Annotated in this window: 18 protein-coding genes; 10 read left to right on the forward strand and 8 right to left on the reverse strand. The window is 63.1% G+C overall.

Going from position 1 to position 19,576, the window contains the following annotated elements; translation table 11 throughout:
- Window positions 1–17 precede the first annotated feature (17 nt).
- Window positions 18–1,097 (reverse strand): HPP family protein, encoded by a 1,080-nt coding sequence (locus tag FJ936_RS25835; protein ID WP_140790544.1) that lies wholly within the window; start codon window positions 1,095–1,097, stop codon window positions 18–20.
- 207 nt (window positions 1,098–1,304) lie between these two features.
- On the reverse strand, window positions 1,305–2,492 hold the full coding sequence (locus tag FJ936_RS25840) for a cystathionine beta-lyase (RefSeq protein WP_140790540.1): 1,188 nt from the start codon (window positions 2,490–2,492) through the stop codon (window positions 1,305–1,307).
- 333 nt (window positions 2,493–2,825) lie between these two features.
- Between FJ936_RS25840 and FJ936_RS25845 the strand changes: the two genes are divergently transcribed.
- From FJ936_RS25845 to FJ936_RS25875, 7 genes are all read left to right on the forward strand, one after another.
- Window positions 2,826–3,461, forward strand: coding sequence for a DUF1326 domain-containing protein (locus FJ936_RS25845; protein ID WP_023773469.1), 636 nt, complete (start codon window positions 2,826–2,828; stop codon window positions 3,459–3,461).
- Between the two features lie 9 nt (window positions 3,462–3,470).
- Entirely contained in the window at window positions 3,471–4,322 is an 852-nt protein-coding gene (locus FJ936_RS25850; RefSeq protein ID WP_140790538.1) for a DUF2182 domain-containing protein, read from the forward strand.
- Window positions 4,323–4,757: 435 nt separating this feature from the next.
- A complete protein-coding gene (locus FJ936_RS25855) occupies window positions 4,758–5,786 on the forward strand; it encodes an amino acid ABC transporter substrate-binding protein (RefSeq protein WP_015318414.1) in 1,029 nt (342 codons plus the stop codon).
- A gap of 62 nt (window positions 5,787–5,848) precedes the next feature.
- Window positions 5,849–7,036, forward strand: a complete 1,188-nt coding sequence (locus FJ936_RS25860; RefSeq protein ID WP_140790536.1) for an amino acid ABC transporter permease — start codon at window positions 5,849–5,851, stop codon at window positions 7,034–7,036.
- A gap of 4 nt (window positions 7,037–7,040) precedes the next feature.
- Window positions 7,041–8,198 carry an amino acid ABC transporter permease gene (locus FJ936_RS25865; RefSeq protein WP_140790534.1) on the forward strand — a complete coding sequence of 386 codons (1,158 nt, stop codon included), beginning with the start codon at window positions 7,041–7,043 and terminating at the stop codon, window positions 8,196–8,198.
- Between the two features lie 24 nt (window positions 8,199–8,222).
- A complete protein-coding gene (locus FJ936_RS25870) occupies window positions 8,223–9,026 on the forward strand; it encodes an amino acid ABC transporter ATP-binding protein (protein WP_010915400.1) in 804 nt (267 codons plus the stop codon).
- 117 nt (window positions 9,027–9,143) lie between these two features.
- A complete protein-coding gene (locus FJ936_RS25875) occupies window positions 9,144–9,809 on the forward strand; it encodes a TIGR02117 family protein (RefSeq protein ID WP_140790532.1) in 666 nt (221 codons plus the stop codon).
- A gap of 18 nt (window positions 9,810–9,827) precedes the next feature.
- Here the strand turns inward: FJ936_RS25875 and FJ936_RS25880 are convergent, their stop codons facing one another.
- Both FJ936_RS25880 and FJ936_RS25885 read right to left on the reverse strand, forming a co-directional pair.
- On the reverse strand, window positions 9,828–11,066 hold the full coding sequence (locus FJ936_RS25880) for an FAD-dependent monooxygenase (protein ID WP_140790530.1): 1,239 nt from the start codon (window positions 11,064–11,066) through the stop codon (window positions 9,828–9,830).
- Window positions 11,067–11,076: 10 nt separating this feature from the next.
- Window positions 11,077–11,322, reverse strand: coding sequence for a zinc-finger domain-containing protein (locus FJ936_RS25885; protein ID WP_015318409.1), 246 nt, complete (start codon window positions 11,320–11,322; stop codon window positions 11,077–11,079).
- A 167-nt stretch (window positions 11,323–11,489) separates the two neighbouring features.
- Between FJ936_RS25885 and FJ936_RS25890 the strand changes: the two genes are divergently transcribed.
- Window positions 11,490–13,682: an RNA degradosome polyphosphate kinase gene (locus FJ936_RS25890; protein ID WP_140726247.1), complete on the forward strand. Its 2,193-nt coding sequence runs from the start codon at window positions 11,490–11,492 to the stop codon at window positions 13,680–13,682.
- Entirely contained in the window at window positions 13,682–15,217 is a 1,536-nt protein-coding gene (ppx, locus tag FJ936_RS25895) for an exopolyphosphatase (RefSeq protein ID WP_015318407.1), read from the forward strand. Before FJ936_RS25890 ends, ppx begins: the two co-directional genes overlap by 1 nt.
- Here ppx and FJ936_RS25900 read toward each other — a convergent pair whose 3' ends face one another.
- The 4 genes from FJ936_RS25900 to FJ936_RS25915 all read right to left on the reverse strand — a co-directional run bounded on the left by FJ936_RS25900 (window position 15,218) and on the right by FJ936_RS25915 (window position 18,496).
- Window positions 15,218–15,640: a DoxX family protein gene (locus FJ936_RS25900; protein WP_141907138.1), complete on the reverse strand. Its 423-nt coding sequence runs from the start codon at window positions 15,638–15,640 to the stop codon at window positions 15,218–15,220.
- A 226-nt stretch (window positions 15,641–15,866) separates the two neighbouring features.
- Window positions 15,867–16,289 carry a DoxX family protein gene (locus FJ936_RS25905; protein WP_140790525.1) on the reverse strand — a complete coding sequence of 141 codons (423 nt, stop codon included), beginning with the start codon at window positions 16,287–16,289 and terminating at the stop codon, window positions 15,867–15,869.
- Between the two features lie 174 nt (window positions 16,290–16,463).
- The gene (gene fumC, locus FJ936_RS25910; protein ID WP_140790523.1) at window positions 16,464–17,861 is read right to left on the reverse strand and encodes a class II fumarate hydratase; all 1,398 of its coding nucleotides are present in this window, start codon (window positions 17,859–17,861) and stop codon (window positions 16,464–16,466) included.
- A gap of 155 nt (window positions 17,862–18,016) precedes the next feature.
- On the reverse strand, window positions 18,017–18,496 hold the full coding sequence (locus FJ936_RS25915; RefSeq protein WP_140790521.1) for a cupin domain-containing protein: 480 nt from the start codon (window positions 18,494–18,496) through the stop codon (window positions 18,017–18,019).
- Window positions 18,497–18,601: 105 nt separating this feature from the next.
- Here FJ936_RS25915 and FJ936_RS25920 point away from each other — a divergent pair, with 105 nt between their 5' ends.
- A complete protein-coding gene (locus FJ936_RS25920; protein ID WP_015318402.1) occupies window positions 18,602–19,567 on the forward strand; it encodes a LysR family transcriptional regulator in 966 nt (321 codons plus the stop codon).
- Window positions 19,568–19,576: the final 9 nt, after the last annotated feature.

Genomic DNA, 19,576 nt, shown 5'->3' on the forward strand with positions numbered 1-19,576 from the left:
GATCCGGGACCGGTATTCTAGGCTGCCGCCAATCCCTTGTCTGCCCTCTGCACGCGTGCGGCGGCCGCCAAGAGGTCGGTCTGCGTGATCAGGCCGAGAATGCGCCGCTCGCCATCGACGATGACCACGGCATGGCTGCGGCCGTCGGTCAGCGCCGGAAGCAGGCTCATCGCCGGCGTCTCGGGCGAGGCGGTGCCGGCGTTTGCCATGACGCTCTTCACCGTGCCGGTGGCTTTCGTCAGCTCGCGCAGGCCAACGGCGCCAACCAGCCGGGCATCCGCGTCGACCACCGGCAAGGTACGGATATTGTGATCGAGCAGCTGCTGGCGCGCCTCGTCGGCGGTGGCTTGCTCGAACACGGAAACCACGTCGCGCGACATGATGTCCTCGCACAGCAGCGTGCGGTGCGAGCGCACCATGGCCTGCAGTTCGACTTGTCTCAGCAACCGTTCGAGGTCGGCGCGGTCGATGTCGAAGGTCTCGTCCAGTGTGGTCAGCGCCGCGTCGATATCCTCGGGCCGGAAGCCGACGCGCTGCTGAGCCGGCGGATCGGCGGTGCCGTGGCTGTTGGCGGTTGGTGCCGCGACATGCGGGTAGTTGCGCCGCGCCAGCTTGTGGAAAAGGAAGCCCAGCGCCACCAGTATGGTCGAATTCAAGGCCACCGGCACGAACGGGAACAGGAAGCCCGCGCTGATGACGGCCGGGCCGCCGAGCACCGCCGTCAGCGCGGCGGCGCCGCCTGGCGGATGAAGACAGCGCGTGAACGACATCGCGGCGATGGCGAGCGCCACCGCGAGCCCTGAGGCAATCACCGGATCATGGATGAAATGCGCCACGGTCACGCCGACCAGCGCCGATATGGAATTTCCGCCGATGATCGACCAGGGTTGCGCCAACGGGCTGGCCGGTACGGCGAACAGAAGCACGGCGGATGCGCCCATCGGCGCGACCAGCAGGGCCACATGCGGGCCGCCGCCCATCGCCAGCCCGCTGATCACGCCCGTCAGCGCGATGCCGATCGTGGCGCCGATACACGCCAGGATGCGTTCGCGCAGCGTGGCGCCGGCGAGGATGGGGACAAAAAGACGAAAGGCCATTGGAAAACTTTGCGAGGACTGAATCTGTCGAGGATGCGTGCGGCACGCAATGCAGCCGAATTCGCCGATTTGAAAGTCAAACAAATCCGTAAAGTCATGACGTAGGAGAATAATATTGCGCACCGATCTTCGCCGGAGTGCTGGCAGCGCCTCGCGCTTTGTCATCAGCGTCAAGGGCTTGCGGCCCTTTGCTGACTCTGTTTGAGGTCAGCCTGCGCGCGCCGCTGCCGCAAGCCCGCCCCGGATGTCGGTTTTCAAGTCGTCGACATCCTCGAGGCCGATCTGCAGTCGTATCAGCGGACCTTCATAAGTGCCTTTCGCAACGACGCGGTCGCCAAGCCAGACCGGCACCGCGAGGCTCTCATAGCCTCCCCAGGAGTAGCCGAGACCGAAGATCCGCAGTGCGTCGAGGAAAGCGTGCTGCTCCTGCTGGCCACCACCGGCCAGCACGATCGAAAAGATGCCGCTCGAACCGCGGAAGTCGCGCTTCCAAAGGTCGTGGTCCGGATGGCTGGGAAGGGCAGGGTGGAGCACGCGCGCCACGCCTTTTTCGCCTTCGAGCCACGAGGCGATGGCAAGTGCGCTGCGCTGGTGACGGTCCAGCCGCACACCCATCGTGCGCAGGCCGCGCAGCACCTGGTAGACGTCGTCGGGTCCAGCACAGCAGCCAAGCGTGCAAAAGCTCTCGTAGAGTTGCGTCCAGCAGGCCTCATTGGCTGAGACAGTGCCGAGCAGCACGTCGGAATGGCCCGCCGGATATTTCGTCGCCGCATGGATCGAGATGTCGACGCCATGGTCGAGTGGCCGGAAATAGAGCGGCGTCGCCCATGTGTTGTCCATCATCACGATGGCGCCGGCCGCGTGCGCCGCCTTGGCGATCGCCGGGATGTCCTGCACCTCGAACGTGTTGGAGGCCGGCGATTCGGTGAACACCACTCTGGTGTTCGGCTTGATCAACGCCGCGATGCCCGCGCCGATATTGGGAGCATAATATTCGACCTCGACGCCGAGCCGCTTCAGCATCGTGTCGGCGAAGTTTCTCGTGGGATGATAGACGGAATCGACGATCAGCAGATGGTCGCCCGCCGATACGAAGGCGAGCAGCGGCACGGTCACCGCCGCCAGGCCCGACGGCACCGCGATCGTGCCGGCCGAGCCTTCCAGCGCGTCAATGGCATGCGCAAGAGCGTCCGTCGTCGGTGTGCCGCGCGTGCCGTAAGTGTACTTCTGGCTGCGTGCGGCCATCGCGGCGGCATTTGGGAACAGCACGGTCGAGGCATGCACGACCGGCGGGTTGACGAAGCCGAAATAGTCATGCGGCTTGTTGCCCGAATGGGCGAGCCGCGTGTTGATGCCCATCGTGCCGGAACCCTGCTCGCTGCCGTCTTTCGCCATTCTTGGTCGCCTTGTTTTGACAAGGCGCTAGCCATAATGCGGCGTGGTGGACCGTGCAACAGCCCACCGTTCGCCAGGAATGGACTTCGAATATGCCAATTCCTGGTCCGGAAGACAGCCCGCGATCTGATCCGGAATCGGACCAACCACGAGCGGCAGTGGCCTGTCGGAAGCTTGGTCCTACCTATTGTAGCCGGCTGCGAAAGGTATATGATAAATTTCTAATGTTAATCGCCGGATGCTTCGATCAGATGCTGCCGGATGGTTCTTGCCGGCTATCTCCTGATCCCGATCCGGGTATCCCGCTCAGCGAGCGGAAAGGGGAGGAATGTCATGCCTGACGTCAAATGGACGATGAAGGCGCGCGAATTCATCAACTGCAATTGCGCCTATGGCTGCCCGTGCCAGTTCAATGCCATGCCGACATACGGATTCTGCCAAGCCGTCGCCGGCATGGAGATTGAGACCGGGCACCACGGCGACACCAAGCTCGACGGGCTGCGCTTCGTCGGCATCTTCAGCTGGCCCGGCGCGATACACCAGGGCAGGGGCGAGGCCGCGGTGGTTATCGACGAGAGAGCCAGCGAAGCCCAGCGCGAGGCCCTGCTCCGCATACTGGGCGGTCAGGACACCGAACCAGGCGCGACAATATTCCAGGTCTTTTCGACCACCTTGGAGAAGTTCCACGATCCGATTTTCGCCGCGATCGATTTCGAGGTCGACGTCGATGGGCGAACCGGCCGGCTGCACGTCAAGGGCGTAACCGACGGCCGTGGTGAGCCGATCAAGAACCCGGTCACCGGCGCCGAGCACCGGGCGCGCATCGACCTGCCGCACGGCTTCGAATACGCCATCGCCGAGGTCGGGCGCGGCTGGACCAAGACGACGAGCCCGATCAAGTTCGAGGTGGCGGACACGCATAGCCATTTCGCCAACCTGCATCTCACGCAGAGCGGCATCGTGCATTGATCTGATCCAATGGGCGACACGGCTCTCGAGGCGGTGCTGCGGCGCGACCGCGCGGTCGTGACGGCCGCGCTCGCCGTCATTGCCGTGTTCGCCTGGGCCTATGTTCTTTGGCTAGCCGCCGACATGGGTAGCCCGGTGTCGGGCGGCGAGGCAGGCGACATGGCCGGGATGGACATGGCGAGCATGAATATGGGCGGCATGGATATGGGCGCCGCCGTGGTGCCGGGTTTCCGGGCCTGGGCATCGGCCGATTTCGTCTTCACCTTCACGATGTGGGCCGTGATGATGGTCGGCATGATGACGCCGTCGGTCGCGCCGATGTTGCTGCTCTATGCCGGCGTTGGCCGCAAGGCGCTGGCGGACAGCCGGCCTATCGCTTCGACGGCATGGTTTTTTACCGGCTATCTCGTCGTCTGGGTCGTCTTCAGCATCGTGGCGACGGGTGCGCAATGGCTGCTCACTCGTTTCGCCTTGCTTGATCCCGCGATGGCGGCGCACAGCGCGGTGCTCGGCGGTGTCGTTCTGATCGCCGCCGGCCTCTACCAATGGACACCGATCAAGGGCGTCTGCCTGCGCCAATGCCAGGCGCCGATCGCGTTCCTGGCCAGCCATGGCGGGTTCCGCACCACCGCGCTCGGCGCATTTCGGCTTGGCATGGATCATGGCGCCTATTGTCTCGGCTGCTGCTGGGCACTGATGGCCCTGCTGTTCGTCGGTGGTGTCATGAACGTGCTGTGGATCGCCGGCATCGCCATCCTTGTTCTCCTGGAGAAGGTGGTCCCGGCCGGGCAATTGATCCCGCGCATCTCCGGTGCATTGATGGTCGCGGTCGGCCTCAGGCTGGGCCTTTCCGCGCTTTGAGACCGCGCGCCGATTTTGTCCACAAGCAATATCGACCGCCAATCATGGGTAATCGTTGGCCGAAGGTGTTCCGTAACGTCAATGCATTTCGTGCCCGGGGGCAGTAACGCCGAGCTATTGCCCGGAACGGATTTTACAGCGCCGGCTCACATCTGCGTCAAATGAGCTTTGCCGATTCAAGTCGCGCTTCTGACGAGATCGCGTGCACGTTTGTCTGCAATTCAGGCATTTCAGGCAATCGATTTTCAAACCCGGTCGGATTCGGTCATTTTCCTTGACCTCACGGGAATTATCGCCTTCGATGCTGTTCGTGAATGGGAGGCGGCGCGTCGGTTTGCGATGCGGGGTTTCGGGAATGGGCCGGGATGGGAGCTGCGTTCACAAGGGAAAAAAGATCAGGGTTTGCCTGAAAAAACAGAAAAGGGTCTGTGGGTTATGAAACACATTGCTATCGGCATTCTTGGCGCCGCCACGCTCGGACTGATGGCGTCGGCCGCGTCGGCCGGCACGCTTGACACCGTCAAGGCGAAGGGCTTCATCCAGTGCGGCGTCTCGACCGGTCTGGCCGGCTTCTCCGCGCCGGACGACAAGGGCGACTGGCAAGGCATCGACGCCGATTTCTGTCGCGCGGTTGCCGCCGCCGTCTTCGGTGATGGCACCAAGGTCAAGTTCACGCCGCTCAGCGCCAAGGAACGGTTTACCGCGCTGCAGTCCGGCGAGGTCGACATCCTCTCGCGCAACACCACCTGGACGATCAACCGCGATACCGCGCTCGGCCTGAATTTCATCGGCACGACCTACTATGACGGCCAGGGCTTCATGATCAACGCCAAGAAGCTGCCGGGCGTCAATTCGGCGCTGCAGCTTTCGGGCGCCGCCGTCTGCGTGCAGAGCGGCACGACCACCGAGCTCAACCTCGCCGACTACTTCAAGGCGAACAAGATGGAGTACAATCCCGTCGTCTTCGAGAAGCTCGAAGAGGTCAATGCCGCTTATGATGCCGGCCGTTGCGACGTCTACACAACCGACCAGTCGGGCCTTTACGGCATTCGCTTGACGCTCGGCTCGCCGGCCGATCACGTCGTGCTGCCCGAGATCATCTCGAAAGAGCCGCTCGGACCTGCCGTTCGCCAGGGCGACGACCAGTGGTACCACATCGTCAAGTGGACCTATTTCGCTCTGCTCGACGCCGAGGAGCTCGGCATCACCAAGGCCAATGTCGACGAGATGAAAAACTCCGCCAGCCCGGAGATCAAGCGTGTGCTCGGCCAGGAAGCAGACACCAAGATCGGCACCGACCTCGGCGTCTCCAACGACTGGGTCGTCAACATCGTCAAGGCCACCGGCAACTACGGCGAAATGTTCGACCGCAATGTCGGCTCCGGCAGCCCGCTCAAGATTGCGCGTGGCATCAATGCGCTATGGACCAAGGGCGGCCTGCAATACGCGCCGCCGATCCGCTGATCGAAATGTGATCCGGAAGGCAGGCTCCTGCCTTCCGGTTTCTCTTTCACAGGGGACGTGACATGGCATCGCAGGAAATCCTACGCGAGGAGCCGAGCCGCGGCTCCTTCGTCAATGACCCGAGAATTCGCAGTCTCTTCTTTCAGACGCTGGTCGTCATCGTTCTGTTCGGGTCCGTCTGGTGGATCGTGCAGAACGTCATCGACAATCTGCAGCGCCTGCACATCGCCTCCGGCTTCGGCTTCCTCAAGGGGCGCGCCGGCTTCGATATCTCGGACACGCCGATCGCCTATACGTCGGACTCGACCTATGGCCGCGCCATCGTCGTCGGCCTGATCAACACCATCATCGTTGCCGTCGCCGGCATCATCACCGCCACCATCATCGGCTTCGTCATCGGCATCGGCCGCCTGTCGCAGAACTGGCTGATCCAGAAGATCTGCACGGTTTACGTCGAGATCTTCCGCAACATCCCACCGCTGCTGGTCATCTTCTTCTGGTATTCCGGCGTGCTCGCCGTGCTGCCGGCGCCGCGAGATTCCTATCATCTGCCCTTCGGCTCCTTCCTCAACCAGCGCGGCTTCTATTTTCCGCGCCCGGTCTGGGGCGACGGCTCCTGGCTGATCCTGGTCGCCCTTGTCGTGGGCGTCGCAATGTCATGGTTCGTTGCCCGCAGGGCGCGTCAGCGGCAGATGGCGACGGGCCAGCAATTTCCGGTGTTTTGGACCTCCGCCGCGCTGATCATCGGCCTGCCGCTGCTGGCTTACGTGCTGAGCGGCTTTCCCCTGAGCTTTGACTTGCCCAAACAATCGACCTTCAACCTGACCGGCGGCTTTCAGGTCAAACCGGAGTTCCTTTCGCTCTATCTGGCGCTGTCCTGCTACACGGCGGCCTTCATCGCCGAAATCGTGCGCGCCGGCATCAGGGGCGTTAGCAAGGGCCAGACCGAGGCGGCGGCCGCACTTGGGCTGCGATCCGGTTCGATCCTGCGGCTGGTCGTGGTGCCGCAGGCCATGCGCATCGTCATCCCGCCGCTGACCAGCCAGTATCTCAACCTGACCAAGAACTCCTCGCTGGCGATCGCCATCGGTTATCCCGACCTGACGGCGACCGCCGGCACGGTTCTGAATCAGACCGGACAAGCGGTCGAGGGCGTGCTGATCATGATGATCGCCTATCTCATACTCAGCCTGGTGACCTCGGCCGTCATGAACGTGGTCAACGCCAGGATGGCGCTGGTGGAGAGGTAGGACCATGCAGGAACACGATCTGTCCTGGGTGCGCACCGAAATGGCGCTGGCGCAGCCCGCGCCGGCGAGCGTCAGCGGCCCCGTCGCCTGGGTGCGCAAGAACCTGATCGGCTCGGTCGGCGACACCATCCTCACCATCCTCGGCATCGTCATCGTCGCCTGGATCCTGCCGCAGGTCATCAACTGGGCGTTCATTAACGCACAGTGGACCGGACCGGACCGCACGGTCTGCGCCACCGTCGCGCAAGGCGGCATTCAGCCCGATGGCTGGAGCGGAGCCTGCTGGGCTTTCGTCAACGCCAAGTTCGGCCAGTTCATGTTCGGCACCTATCCGGTCGAGGAGCGCTGGCGGCCGATTCTGGTCGCCATCCTGTTCGTGGCGCTGCTGGTGCCGATGCTGATGCCGCGTGTGCCGCGCAAGGGGTTGAACGCAATCCTGCTTTTCCTGGTGCTGCCGATCGTTTCCTTCTTCCTGCTGGTCGGCGGCGTATTCGGCCTGCCGCATGTCGAAACCTCGCGCTGGGGCGGGCTGCTGATCACGCTGAGCCTGTCCTTCGTCGGCATCGCCGTATCGCTGCCGCTGGGCACCGTGCTTGCGCTCGGGCGGCGCTCGAAGATGCCGATAATCAAGATGCTGTGCATTATCTTCATCGAAGCCGTGCGCGGAATACCGCTGATCACCGTCCTGTTTTTCGTCAGCGTCATGCTGCCGCTGTTCCTGCCGGCCGGCGTCACTTTCGACAAGTATCTGAGGGCGCTGATCGGCGTGTCGCTGTTTGCGGCGGCCTATATGGCCGAAGTGGTGCGCGGCGGCCTGCAGGCGATCCCCAAGGGCCAGTATGAAGGCGCCGATTCGCTCGGCCTCGGCTACTGGCAGAAGATGAGCTTGATCGTGTTGCCGCAGGCGCTGAAGCTGGTCATACCCGGTATCGTCAACACCTTCATCGGCATGTTCAAGGACACCAGCCTGGTCCTCATCATTTCGATGTTCGACCTGCTCGGCATCGTCAAGCAGAACTTCTCCGACGCCAACTGGGCCACGGCGCAGACCGCGAAATCCGGTCTTGTGTTCGCCGCCTTCGTCTTCTGGCTGTTCTGCTTCGGCATGTCGCGCTATTCAATGTACACGGAACGCCGGCTCGACACCGGCTACAAACGCTAACAAAAGAACAAGGGGACCCCAGCCATGGCCACCGAAAATGCCGTCAGCGCGGAAGAGATCAAGGTCAACGCCGCCAAGATGCATATCTCGACCACCGATGTCGCCATCGACATCATCGCCATGCATAAATGGTACGGCGAGTTCCATGTGCTGAAGGACATCAACCTCAAGGTGATGCGCGGCGAGCGCATCGTCATTTGCGGACCGTCCGGGTCGGGCAAGTCGACCATGATCCGCTGCATCAACCGGCTGGAAGAGCACCAGAAGGGCAAGATCATCGTCGACGGCAAGGAACTCACCAACGATCTGAAGAAGATCGACGAGGTGCGCCGCGAGGTCGGCATGGTGTTCCAGCACTTCAACCTGTTCCCGCATCTGACCATCCTCGAGAATTGCACGCTGGCGCCGATCTGGGTGCGCAAGACACCGAAGAAGCAGGCCGAGGAAATCGCCATGCATTTCCTCAAGCGCGTGAAAATCCCCGAGCAGGCCAACAAATATCCGGGCCAGCTTTCCGGCGGCCAGCAGCAGCGCGTGGCGATCGCCCGCTCGCTGTGCATGAACCCGCGTATCATGCTGTTCGACGAGCCGACCTCGGCGCTCGACCCGGAAATGATCAAGGAAGTCCTGGAGACGATGGTGGGGCTGGCCGAGGAAGGCATGACCATGCTGTGCGTCACCCACGAGATGGGCTTTGCCAGGAAAGTCGCCAACCGGGTGATCTTCATGGATCAGGGCCAGATCGTCGAGCAGAACACGCCGGCCGAGTTCTTCGACCATCCCCGCCACGAACGCACGAAGCTGTTCCTGTCGCAGATCCTGCACTGAGCGAACTGACGCCAAGTCGAGAAAGCCCGGTCGCGCCACGGCCGGGCTTTTTAGTGTCTGGCCGATCGGAGAATGATCTTCTTCATTGAGCCGCGACGGAATCGCGAAGCCGCACCGATGAGAAAACTCCTGCGTTTCCTGGCCATGCTGGTTGCAGCACTGGTGCTCGCCGTGGTGCTCGGCACGCTGGTGCCGCGCCCGCTCTGGCCGGCAGCGGCGGCGGGCGAGGGCATCAGGCACATATTGGTGCTGAAAAATCCGATCCACACCGGCATCGCCATTCCCGTGGACGACGAGGTGCGCCGGCGCTTTCGTTTTCTTGCCGATGCCGGCCTGCCTTCGGACGCGCCCGAAGTGCGCTACCTCGTCTTCGGCTGGGGTGGGCGCGCCTTCTACCTGGAAACGCCGACATGGTCGCAATTGAAGGCGCTGCCCGCAATCAAGGCTTTGACGCTCGATGCGTCCGTGATGCATGTCGACGTCGCCGGCAACATTCCCGAGCCGCACCCCGATGTCGCGGGCTTCGACGTGGGCGAAGACCGTTTTGCCGCATTGCTCGATTTCGTCGAAGCGAGCTTTCAGGAGGGGCCGAACGGTCCGATCGTCATCGATGATGCCGCCTACTCCAATTTCGATCGCTTTTATGAGGCCAATGGCCATTTCAATGCGCTGATCGGCTGCAATACCTGGACGGCGGCGGCACTGCGCACCGCCGGCCTGCGCACCGGTTGGTGGAACCCGCTGCCGGTTTCGCTTGGGCTGTCGATGCGGCTGTATAATTAGCTTTGCCGCTGGCTCCTTTCAGCGACGGGTGATCCGCTGCTGCTCCCACCCGTAAAGCCAGTCCAGATCGGCTGCGAGCTTCTCTCCCGGTCGTGCCGCCAGAAACAGATTGCGGGCCAACGCCACCGGGCCTCGGGCATGCCAGGCAAGCCGGTTGAGCGCGCCGCGACGGATGACCTTGGCGATGCGCGACCGCCGCAGGTTCTCCCAGATGACGAGGCTTTGCGTCAGGTCGCCAGGGAAGTCGGCGATCAAATCGGCAAGCGTAGCCGCGTCCTCGATCGCCATGGCAGCACCTTGCGCCGCGAACGGCGTCATGGCATGCGCGGCGTCGCCGATTAGCGCGATGCCTTCGGGCATGGTCCAGCGTCGCTGTTCGACCGTGTGGATAGGAAAGGCGGTCCACGGGCCAGCGAGTTCCACCAAACGCGCCAGCGCCGGCGCGGAGCGGCGCATGGCGCCTGAAAGGATGGCGGGATCGGCGTGGCGTGACCACCCGTCGGCGATGCGCTCGCCCCGGGTGAAGGCGGCAAGGTTGAAGGCGCTACCCCTGCTCACGGGGTAGGCGACCAAATGAAAGCCGGGATGCAGGAAGGTGGTGACGCAGTCAGGGGAGCCGATCGCGGTGAAGGCTCGCCCCGCCTCGTTGTCTGCGCTCACCGTCGCCCGCCAGGCCAGTTCGCCGGAGAAATGGCTGTTCGCCAAGCCGGCTCCGCTGCCTGGACTGGCAAACCTCCGCACCGCTGACCAGACGCCATCGGCGCCGACCAGCAGAGATCCTTGGGTATCGATGACCTTGCGGCCGACCCCGTCTGTCGTGGTGATAACGAATGAACCGGAGGCCACGCTGCTGATCTGCGCGCCGGTGGTGAGATGGATGTCGGGCAGTTGCGCAACGCGCGCCATCAGGGCGTCTTGCAGATCCGCCCGGTGCGCCACGAGATAGGGCGCCCCCCAGCGTTCCTCGCCGGCTCCGCCAAGCGGCACGCGTGCCAGTTGGCGCAGGCTCGCGGCGTCCTTCAGCACCACGGCTTCCGGCTGGACGGCATTGGCAAGAAGCGTGTCGAGCACGCCAAGCTGGCGAAGGATGCGGGTCGCGTTAGGAGAGAGCTGGATGCCGGCGCCCGCCGCTTCGAGACGCTGCGCCTGTTCGAACACCCTCACGGAATAGCCGCGTTCGGCAAAGGCAATCGCCGCTGTCAGCCCGGCGATGCCAGCCCCGGCGATCATGACCTGCCGGGACCGCGTCGAGCTCATGATCGGAAGGTCAGGCGGCCTGGTCGATGTAGAGGCAGCCCGCCGGCAGCGTTTCGGTCGCCTTCAGCTTCGGCGAATAGCGATAGAGGGTCGAGCAGTAGGGGCAGACTTTCTCATTGTCGTCGCCCATGTCGAGAAAAACATGCGGATGGTCGAAAGGCGGGTTGGCGCCCGTGCACATGAATTCCTTGACTCCGATGTCGATCGCCGGGTGGCCCGCATCGTTCTGGAAATGGGGAATGGAACCGCCTGCCATCGTCGTCTCCTTAACGCAGTCTCTCTGCATCTGGATCATATCAAGTCTGTTTGCAAGTTCGATGAAATCAAACTGTCGCAAAAGCCTGTCAGAGAACTGTCGCAAAAGCCTGCCACAGGATAAGTTAAGCCGGTTAACCGGCTGAGGCGCGCGGAAGAGCAGGAATCATGAACGAACTGAAGCCGGTACAGAGCGAATTCAACAATGTCGCGGCAGCGAGCCCGGAAGGCAATCCGGACCGCTTCGTCAACCGCGAATTCTCCTGGCTGCAGTTCAATCGCCGCGTTCTCGAGGAATCGCTGAACACCCATCACCCGCTGCTGGAGCGCGTCCGCTTCCTGTCGATCTCGGCCGCCAATCTCGACGAGTTCTTCATGGTGCGCGTCGCCGGTCTTGCCGGCCAGGTGCGCGAGGGGATCGTGCTGAAGAGCCCGGACGGACGCACTCCCGAACAGCAGCTCGAACAATTGCTGCGTGAGGTCGAGCGGCTGCAGGAGGACCAGCAGAAGAGCCTGTCGGCCCTCACGGTGCTGCTCAACAAGGAAGGCATCGAAACCATCACCCGCGACGCGCTGACCAAGGACGAGAAGGTCTGGCTGGAAGACCATTTCCAGGAGCAGGTGTTTCCCGTGCTGACCCCGCTGTCGATCGACCCGGCGCATCCGTTCCCGTTCATTCCCAATCTCGGCTTCTCGATGGCGCTGCAACTTCGCCATCGCAAGAATGGCGAGGAGATGAGCGCGCTCTTGCGCCTGCCGGTGGCGCTGAAGCGCTTCATCCGCCTGCCGGACCGCAAGCACCATGTCCGCTTCATTCCGCTGGAGGAGGCGGTCGGCCTCTACATCGGCAAGCTCTTCCCCGGCTACGAGGTCAAGGGCTCCGGCACGTTCCGCATCATTCGTGACAGCGACATCGAGGTCGAAGAGGAATCGGAAGATCTCGTGCGCCTGTTCGAAACGGCGCTGAAGCGCCGCCGCCGCGGCTCCGTCATCCGCATCGAATTCGACAAGCTGATGCCTGGGGAATTGCGCGATTTCGTCGCCGGCGAGCTTGGCGTCTCGTCGAGCCGCATCAGCGTGCTCACCGGGCCGCTGGCACTCAGCCAGATCTCCGAGATCGTCTCCGTTCCCCGCGACGACCTGAAATTCATCCCCTACAACCCACGCTTTCCCGAGCGCATCCGTGAGCATGGCGGCGACTGTTTCGCCGCCATTCGCGAGAAGGACATCGTCGTCCATCACCCCTATGAGTCGTTCGACGTGGTGGTGCAGTTCCTGCGCCAGGCGATGGCCGACCCCGAAGTGGTGGCGATCAAGCAGACGCTCTATCGCACCTCCAACGACAGCCCGATCGTGCGTGCTCTGGTCGACGCGGCCGAAGCCGGCAAGTCGGTAACGGCGCTGGTCGAGCTCAAGGCGCGTTTCGATGAGGAGGCCAACATTCGCTGGGCGCGCGATCTCGAACGCGCCGGCGTGCAGGTCGTGTTCGGGTTCCTGGAACTCAAGACCCACGCCAAGATGTCGCTGGTGGTGCGGCGCGAGGACGGCAAGCTGCGCAATTACGTCCATCTCGGCACCGGCAACTACCACCCGGTCACCGCGCGCATCTACACCGACCTGTCCTTCTTCACCACCGATCCGACGATCGCCCGCGACGTCGCCCAATTGTTCAATTTCATCACCGGCTATGCCGAGCCGACCGCGGAGATGCGGCTGGCGATCTCGCCGTTCACGCTGAGGAACCGCATCCTTCAGCACATTTCGGACGAGGTCACCCATGCGTTGGAGGGACGGCCGGCGCGTATCTGGATGAAGATGAACGCGCTCGTCGATCCCATCATCATCGACGCGCTCTACGATGCCAGCCGCGCCGGAGTGGAGATCGACCTCGTCGTGCGCGGCATATGCTGCCTGCGGCCGCAGGTGCCGGGCCTGTCGGAAAACATCAGGGTCAAGTCGATCGTCGGCCGGTTCCTGGAGCACAGCCGCATCTATTGCTTCGGCAACGGTCATGGCCTTCCTTCGGACGAGGCGATCGTCTACATCTCCTCGGCCGACCTCATGCCGCGCAATCTCGACCGCCGCGTCGAGACCATGGTGCCGATCACCAATCCAACTGTGCATGAACAGATTCTGGGCCAGATCATGCTGGGCAACATCATGGACAATCAGCAAAGTTTCGACGTATTGGCAGATGGAACCTCCCGGCGCGTGGTGCTGGAGGAGGGTGAGGAACCGTTCAACGCGCAGGAATATTTCATGACCAATCCGAGCCTGTCGGGACGGGGTGACGCGCTGAAATCGCATGCGCCCAAGCGAATCGCCCAGTTCAAGCGCCGCAAGAAGAACGCCGCCACCTGATGCTGTCCAATTCCCAGGGCCGGCTGCAGGACCGCCGACCGCTGTCCATCATCGACATCGGCTCCAATTCGATCCGTCTCGTCGTCTATGAGGGGCTGGCGCGCTCGCCGACCATGCTGTTCAACGAAAAGATGCTGGCCGGCCTCGGCCGCGGCATCGTGTCGACGGGGAAGCTGGACCCCGAGGGGGTGGCGCGCTCGATGGAGGAGTTTCGCCGTTTCCGCGCGCTCTCCGACCAGGCAGGCGCCGAACACATGTACGTGCTGGCAACCGCCGCCGCCCGCGAGGCGATCAACGGTCCCGATTTCATCCATCGTGCCGAGGATGTGCTCAAGACCGAAATCCGTGTGCTCTCCGGCCGCCAGGAAGCGCATTATTCCGCGCTCGGCGTCATCTCAGGCTTCCACCCGGCCAACGGCATTGCCGGCGACCTTGGCGGCGGCAGCCTGGAGCTTATAGACATTGATGGCGAGGCGATCGGCGACGGCATCACGCTGCCGCTCGGCGGCCTGCGCCTGCAGGACATGGCGAAGAACTCGCTCGTCCAGGCGCAGAAGATCGCGCGCCAGGAACTGGCCCGGGCCAAGCTTTTGAAGGGCGGACAAGGCAGGACTTTCTACGCTGTTGGCGGCACCTGGCGAAACCTCGCCAGGCTGCATATGGAGATGAACAACTACCCGCTCGGCGTCATGCATCACTACGAAATATCGGCCGAAAGCGCGCAGAACTTCCTCAAGCAGGTGGCCAGGGGCGAAGTCGAAAAGGTGAGGGGCATCGAGGGTGTCTCCAAGAACCGCCGCTCGCTGCTGCCCTATGGCGCTCTCGTGCTGCAGGAGATCATGACGGCGATGCAGCCGTCCAGGATCGTCGTTTCGGCGCAAGGCGTGCGTGAGGGTTTCCTCTATTCGCTGCTCGACGCGGCCGAGCAGAAGGCCGATCCGCTGATCTCGGCCGCCGAGGAGCTTGCGCTTCTGCGCTCGCGTTCGGTCCATCACGCGCATGACCTTGTCGAATGGACCGGCAAGGCCTTCAAGGCGTTCGGCATCGACGAGACGGAAGACGAAGCGCGCTATCGCCACGCCGCCTGCCTGCTCGCCGATATCGGCTGGCGCGCTCATCCGGAATATCGCGGCAAGCAGTCGCTCAACATCATTGCGCATGCCTCGTTCATCGGTGTCGATCATCCCGGCCGCGCCTACCTGGCGCTGACCAACGCCTACCGTCATGATGGCGTTTTCAATGAATTGGTGGCGCCCGAAATCAGGGCGCTGGCGCCGCCGCGCCTGCTGGAGCGCGCCCGCGTACTGGCAGCGATGATGCGCGTCGTCTATCTGCTGACGGCCGCGATGCCTGGCATCATGCCGAGGCTGAAATGGGAAAGCCGCCCCAACGGCGCGCTGGCGCTGGTGCTGCCGGCCTCGCTCTCCGACCTATACGGCGAGCGCCCGGCCGGCCGGCTGGCGCAACTGGCGCGCATCACCAACCGCCGCCTGGTGCTGGCGGTCGAGGGCGGGCAGAGCGTGTCGGCGAAGTAGTCAAGTCGCGTCGGCGCCTATGCCGAAGCCGCGCCCATCGGCCGACCATGCGCCGGCGCCGGCCATGGCAAGCGCCAGGAAACCGCCCGATATCGCGATGTCCTTCATCAGCATCTGCTGGTGCAGGAAGGCGAGCGTCGCGTCACCGGCGCCTTGGCCATAATGGCCGATATAGCCGGCCGCGATGCAGAAGCCGGCCAGCAGCAGTGCGACGATCCGCGTCTGCAAACCAACGAGGATCAGCAGTCCCGCGATCAGCTCGAAAAGGCCGGTGCCCCAGGCGGCGAGCGCCGGCAGCGGCAGGCCGAGGCCGGCGAAATAGCTGGTGGTGCCGGCGATGTTGGCGAGCGCCTGGAAGCCGGACGGCACGAACAGCACGGCAAACAGCAGCCGCGAAACCAGAAGCAATGCACTGCGACCCATGGCTCCCTCCCTTGCCGGCACGGTCGCCGGCGACCATTGCAGTCTAATGCATGTCGCCCGGGAGTGTCCTTGGTTCCGGGACAACGACATGCATAAAACCAGAAGCTTACAGCAGCTCGGACGAATCTATTTGCCGCGACGTGCTGTACCCCTGTGATCACATAACGAAAAAAGCGGCGCGGAAAATTCCGCGCCGCTCGTTTCAGATCCTTGGGAGGAAAAAACCTCAGCCGCGCTTGGCGTCGATCGAATACGCGCCGGGACCCGAGGAGGCCAGCAGCAGGAAACCGCCGGTGATGGCGACGTTCTTGAGGAACTGGATCATCTGCATCTGGTCGGCCCAGCCGGTGTGGGCGACCAGCCCGGTCGCGATCGTAAAGATCGCGAGCACCCAGGCGGCGATCCTGGTCTGGAAACCGACGAGGACGGCAAGGCCGCCAAGCAGCTCGATCAGTCCGACGATGACGGCCGTCGCCGTCGGCGCCGGCAGGCCGAGGCCGCCGAAATAGGCGGCGGTGCCGGAAATGGCTGTGAGCTTGCCGAATCCAGAAAGCAGGAAAATGACCGCGAGCAGGATGCGGCCGATGAGGATGGTGACAGAGCTGTTGGACGCGGTGCCGCTGCCGGCGAAGGAAGTGTTTGTGGACATGGTGGCTCTCCGAATGGGGTTGATGCCCCGTCAGATAGAGCATGCCAACTGTTCACCAAAGCCGCCTATCCGGCGACACATTGTTCACAGAGCATACGTTTCTGTGAACCGGTGAAAAACGGAAATTCGTGTCGATGTGCTGGCGTGAGGATATTCTCCCGTCGACAATTGCCTTCACCCCGGATGCGTCATGTCCTGCGGCCGCACCAGGCGGTCATAGTCGGCCTCGCTGACCAGTCCGGTTGCCAACGTTTCCTCGCGCAACGTCGTGCCTTTCTTGTGCGCGGTCTTGGCGATCTTGGCGGCGTTGTCGTAGCCAATGGTTGGCGCAAGCGCGGTCACCAGCATCAGCGAACGGTCGAGTGCCGCCTTGATGTTGTCCTCTCGCGCCTCGATGCCGACGACGCAATTGTCGGTGAAGGAGACCGAAGCGTCGGCGAGCAACTGCACCGACTGCAGGAAATTGTACGCCATCAGCGGATTGTAGACGTTGAGCTCGAAATGGCCCTGGCTGCCGGCGAAGGTCAGCGCCGCATTGTTGCCGAACACCTGCACGCAGACCTGCGTCATCGCCTCGCACTGGGTAGGGTTGACCTTGCCCGGCATGATCGAGGAGCCGGGTTCGTTTTCCGGCAGCGACAATTCGCCGAGGCCCGAGCGCGGGCCGGAGCCAAGGAAACGGATGTCGTTGGCGATCTTGAACAGTGCCGCGGCCGCGGCATTGATGGCACCGTGCGAGAACACCATGGAATCATGTGCGGCGAGCGCCTCGAACTTGTTCGGCGCGGTGACGAAAGCGATGCCGGTAATGGCGGCGATGCGATCGGCCACCCGCTCGGCGAAACCGACCGGCGCATTGAGGCCGGTGCCGACGGCGGTGCCGCCCTGCGCCAATTCCTGCAGGCCGGGCAGCGTCTGCTCGATGCGCTTGATCGAGGAGGCGACCTGCGCGGCATAGCCGGAGAATTCCTGGCCCAGCGTCAGCGGCGTGGCGTCCTGCGTGTGGGTACGGCCGATCTTGATGATGTGGTTGAAGTCCCGGCTCTTGGCGGCGAGCGCCTTGTACAGGTGGTGCAGCGCGGGGATCAGGTCATGCTCGATCCGCTCGGCGCAGGCGATGTGCATGGCCGTCGGATAGGTGTCGTTCGAGGACTGGCTCATATTGACGTGGTCGTTGGGGTGCACCGGCTTCTTCGAGCCCATGACGCCGCCCAGCATCTCGATCGCGCGGTTCGAGATCACCTCGTTGGCGTTCATGTTGGACTGCGTGCCCGAGCCGGTCTGCCAGACCACCAGCGGAAAGTGGTCGTTGAGCTTGCCGTCGATGACCTCTTGCGAGGCCTCGATGATCGCCTTGCCGATGGCCGGATCGAGCCGTTTGAGCTCCATGTTGGCTTCCGCCGCCGCCCGCTTGACGATGCCCAGCGCGCGCACGATCGAAACCGGCTGCTTTTCCCAGCCGATCTTGAAATTGCCGAGGGAACGCTGCGCCTGGGCGCCCCAATAACGGTCGGCGGCGACCTCGATGGGGCCGAACGTGTCGGTTTCGGTTCTCGTCTTTGGCGTGCTCACGGCAAGGCTCCGGTCTGTCGATTTGGGCAACGGCGTATCGCGTTGCACAAATGGCTTCAAGCGGAGAATAACGCGGCTGCGGATGCAAATCGGTTGAAGATGCTTCCGATCTCCCGACAGGAACCCTTGGAGGAGAGATCGGCGGCTTCGCGTTCTCAACTCAAGGGCGAACCGACAATATCGATGCCATTTTCCGCGCAGATCCGCACCAGAGCCTCGATCATCTCGGGCGTCGGCTCGGACAGCGGCGGCAATTCCGGCTGTCCGGCGGGGCGGCTCGCCTGACGCAGCATCGTCTCGAACCCGCGGCCGCGCGTGACGGTCAGAGCGCGCGCACCTTCTGGAGATTCGACCCTGTATGTGTGCGGCAGGCCTTTCGGCGCAATGAGGGTCTCGCCGGTACCAGCGACCCGCTCCTGTCCGTCGATCCGAACGCGCAGCTGTCCTTCTAGGATATGAAACACCTCGTCTTCGTGCTGATGCACATGCAGCGGCGGAGAATCGCCATGGGGCATGCGGTGCTCGACGACACAGATGCCGTCCTCGCCCTCCGCCGACGATATCCGAATGGCAACCAGTGTGTTGTTGAACCAGAAGAGTTCCTTGCCTGTAATGGTCCCGACGGTCATTGTCATGGTTCTTCCTCCTTTGTTGCCTTCGGACGGGTCGCGGTCGGAAGGATCTGATCAGGTGCATGCCGCCGATGGAAATCCAATGATCGTATGGGGCGGATTGATGCCATGAATTTAAATGCGCTCGACCTCAATCTGGTCAGGGTGCTCGACGCGCTTTTGCGCGAACGAAGCGTGACGCGCGCCGGCGAGCAGATCGGGCTGAGCCAGCCCGCCGTGAGCGCCGCGCTCAATCGCCTGCGTCATGTCCTCAACGACCAGTTGTTCGTGCGGCGCGGCAACGACATGGTGCCGACCCCGCGCGCCGAAAGCCTGACGGAGCCGGTGCGCGCCGCACTGCGCGAGATCGAACGCGCCTTTCATTCGGCGCATTCGTTCAATCCGGCGGAACTTGAGCGAACCTTCACGCTCATGGGGGCGGACTTCTTTTCCATGCTACTGATGCCGACACTGGCGGTGCGCGTCGCGGCTATCGCGCCGCATGCGTCGTTACGGTTTCTCGATAGCGCGCGAGGCGATGTTTCGCGTCTGCTCCAGGACGATGAAATCGATGTGGCTCTCGAACGTCCGCTGGAGGTCTTGGATTGGGTCTCCAGCGTACCGCTGTTCCATTCGCCATTCGCAATCATTGCGGCGCAAAACAATGCTGCGATCAGACTGGCGGGGATCGCAGGGGGCGAGCCTATTCCGCTTGAGCTTTTTTGCGAACTGCCGCACGTTCTTCGCTCTATTGACGGCTCGATGTCGGGCTCCACCGACGAGGCGCTCCGCAAAATCGGGCGAAGCCGCCGTGTGAGCTTGGCACTGCCTCACTTTCAGGCTGTCGCGTTGGCCGTCGCAAACGGAAACTACCTTTCCGCGGTTCCCAGGCAGTTCGCGGTTTGGGCAGCCAAGACCCTGCCTCTCGCCATCTTCGAGCCGCCACTTCCCATTGCCGTTCCTGAAATCAGGATGTACTGGCACGCACGCCGAGACGACGAGCCCCCTCATCGCTGGATTCGCCTTCAGATCCTGGACGTTGTGGGCGCTCTTGGATTTGTGGAAAGCGCCGCTGGTGAAGTTGCCGCGCCATAGCGGCCAGGC

This window comes from Mesorhizobium sp. B2-4-13, assembly GCF_006658535.1.
In the GTDB taxonomy this organism is placed as follows: Bacteria; Pseudomonadota; Alphaproteobacteria; order Rhizobiales; family Rhizobiaceae; genus Mesorhizobium; species Mesorhizobium australicum.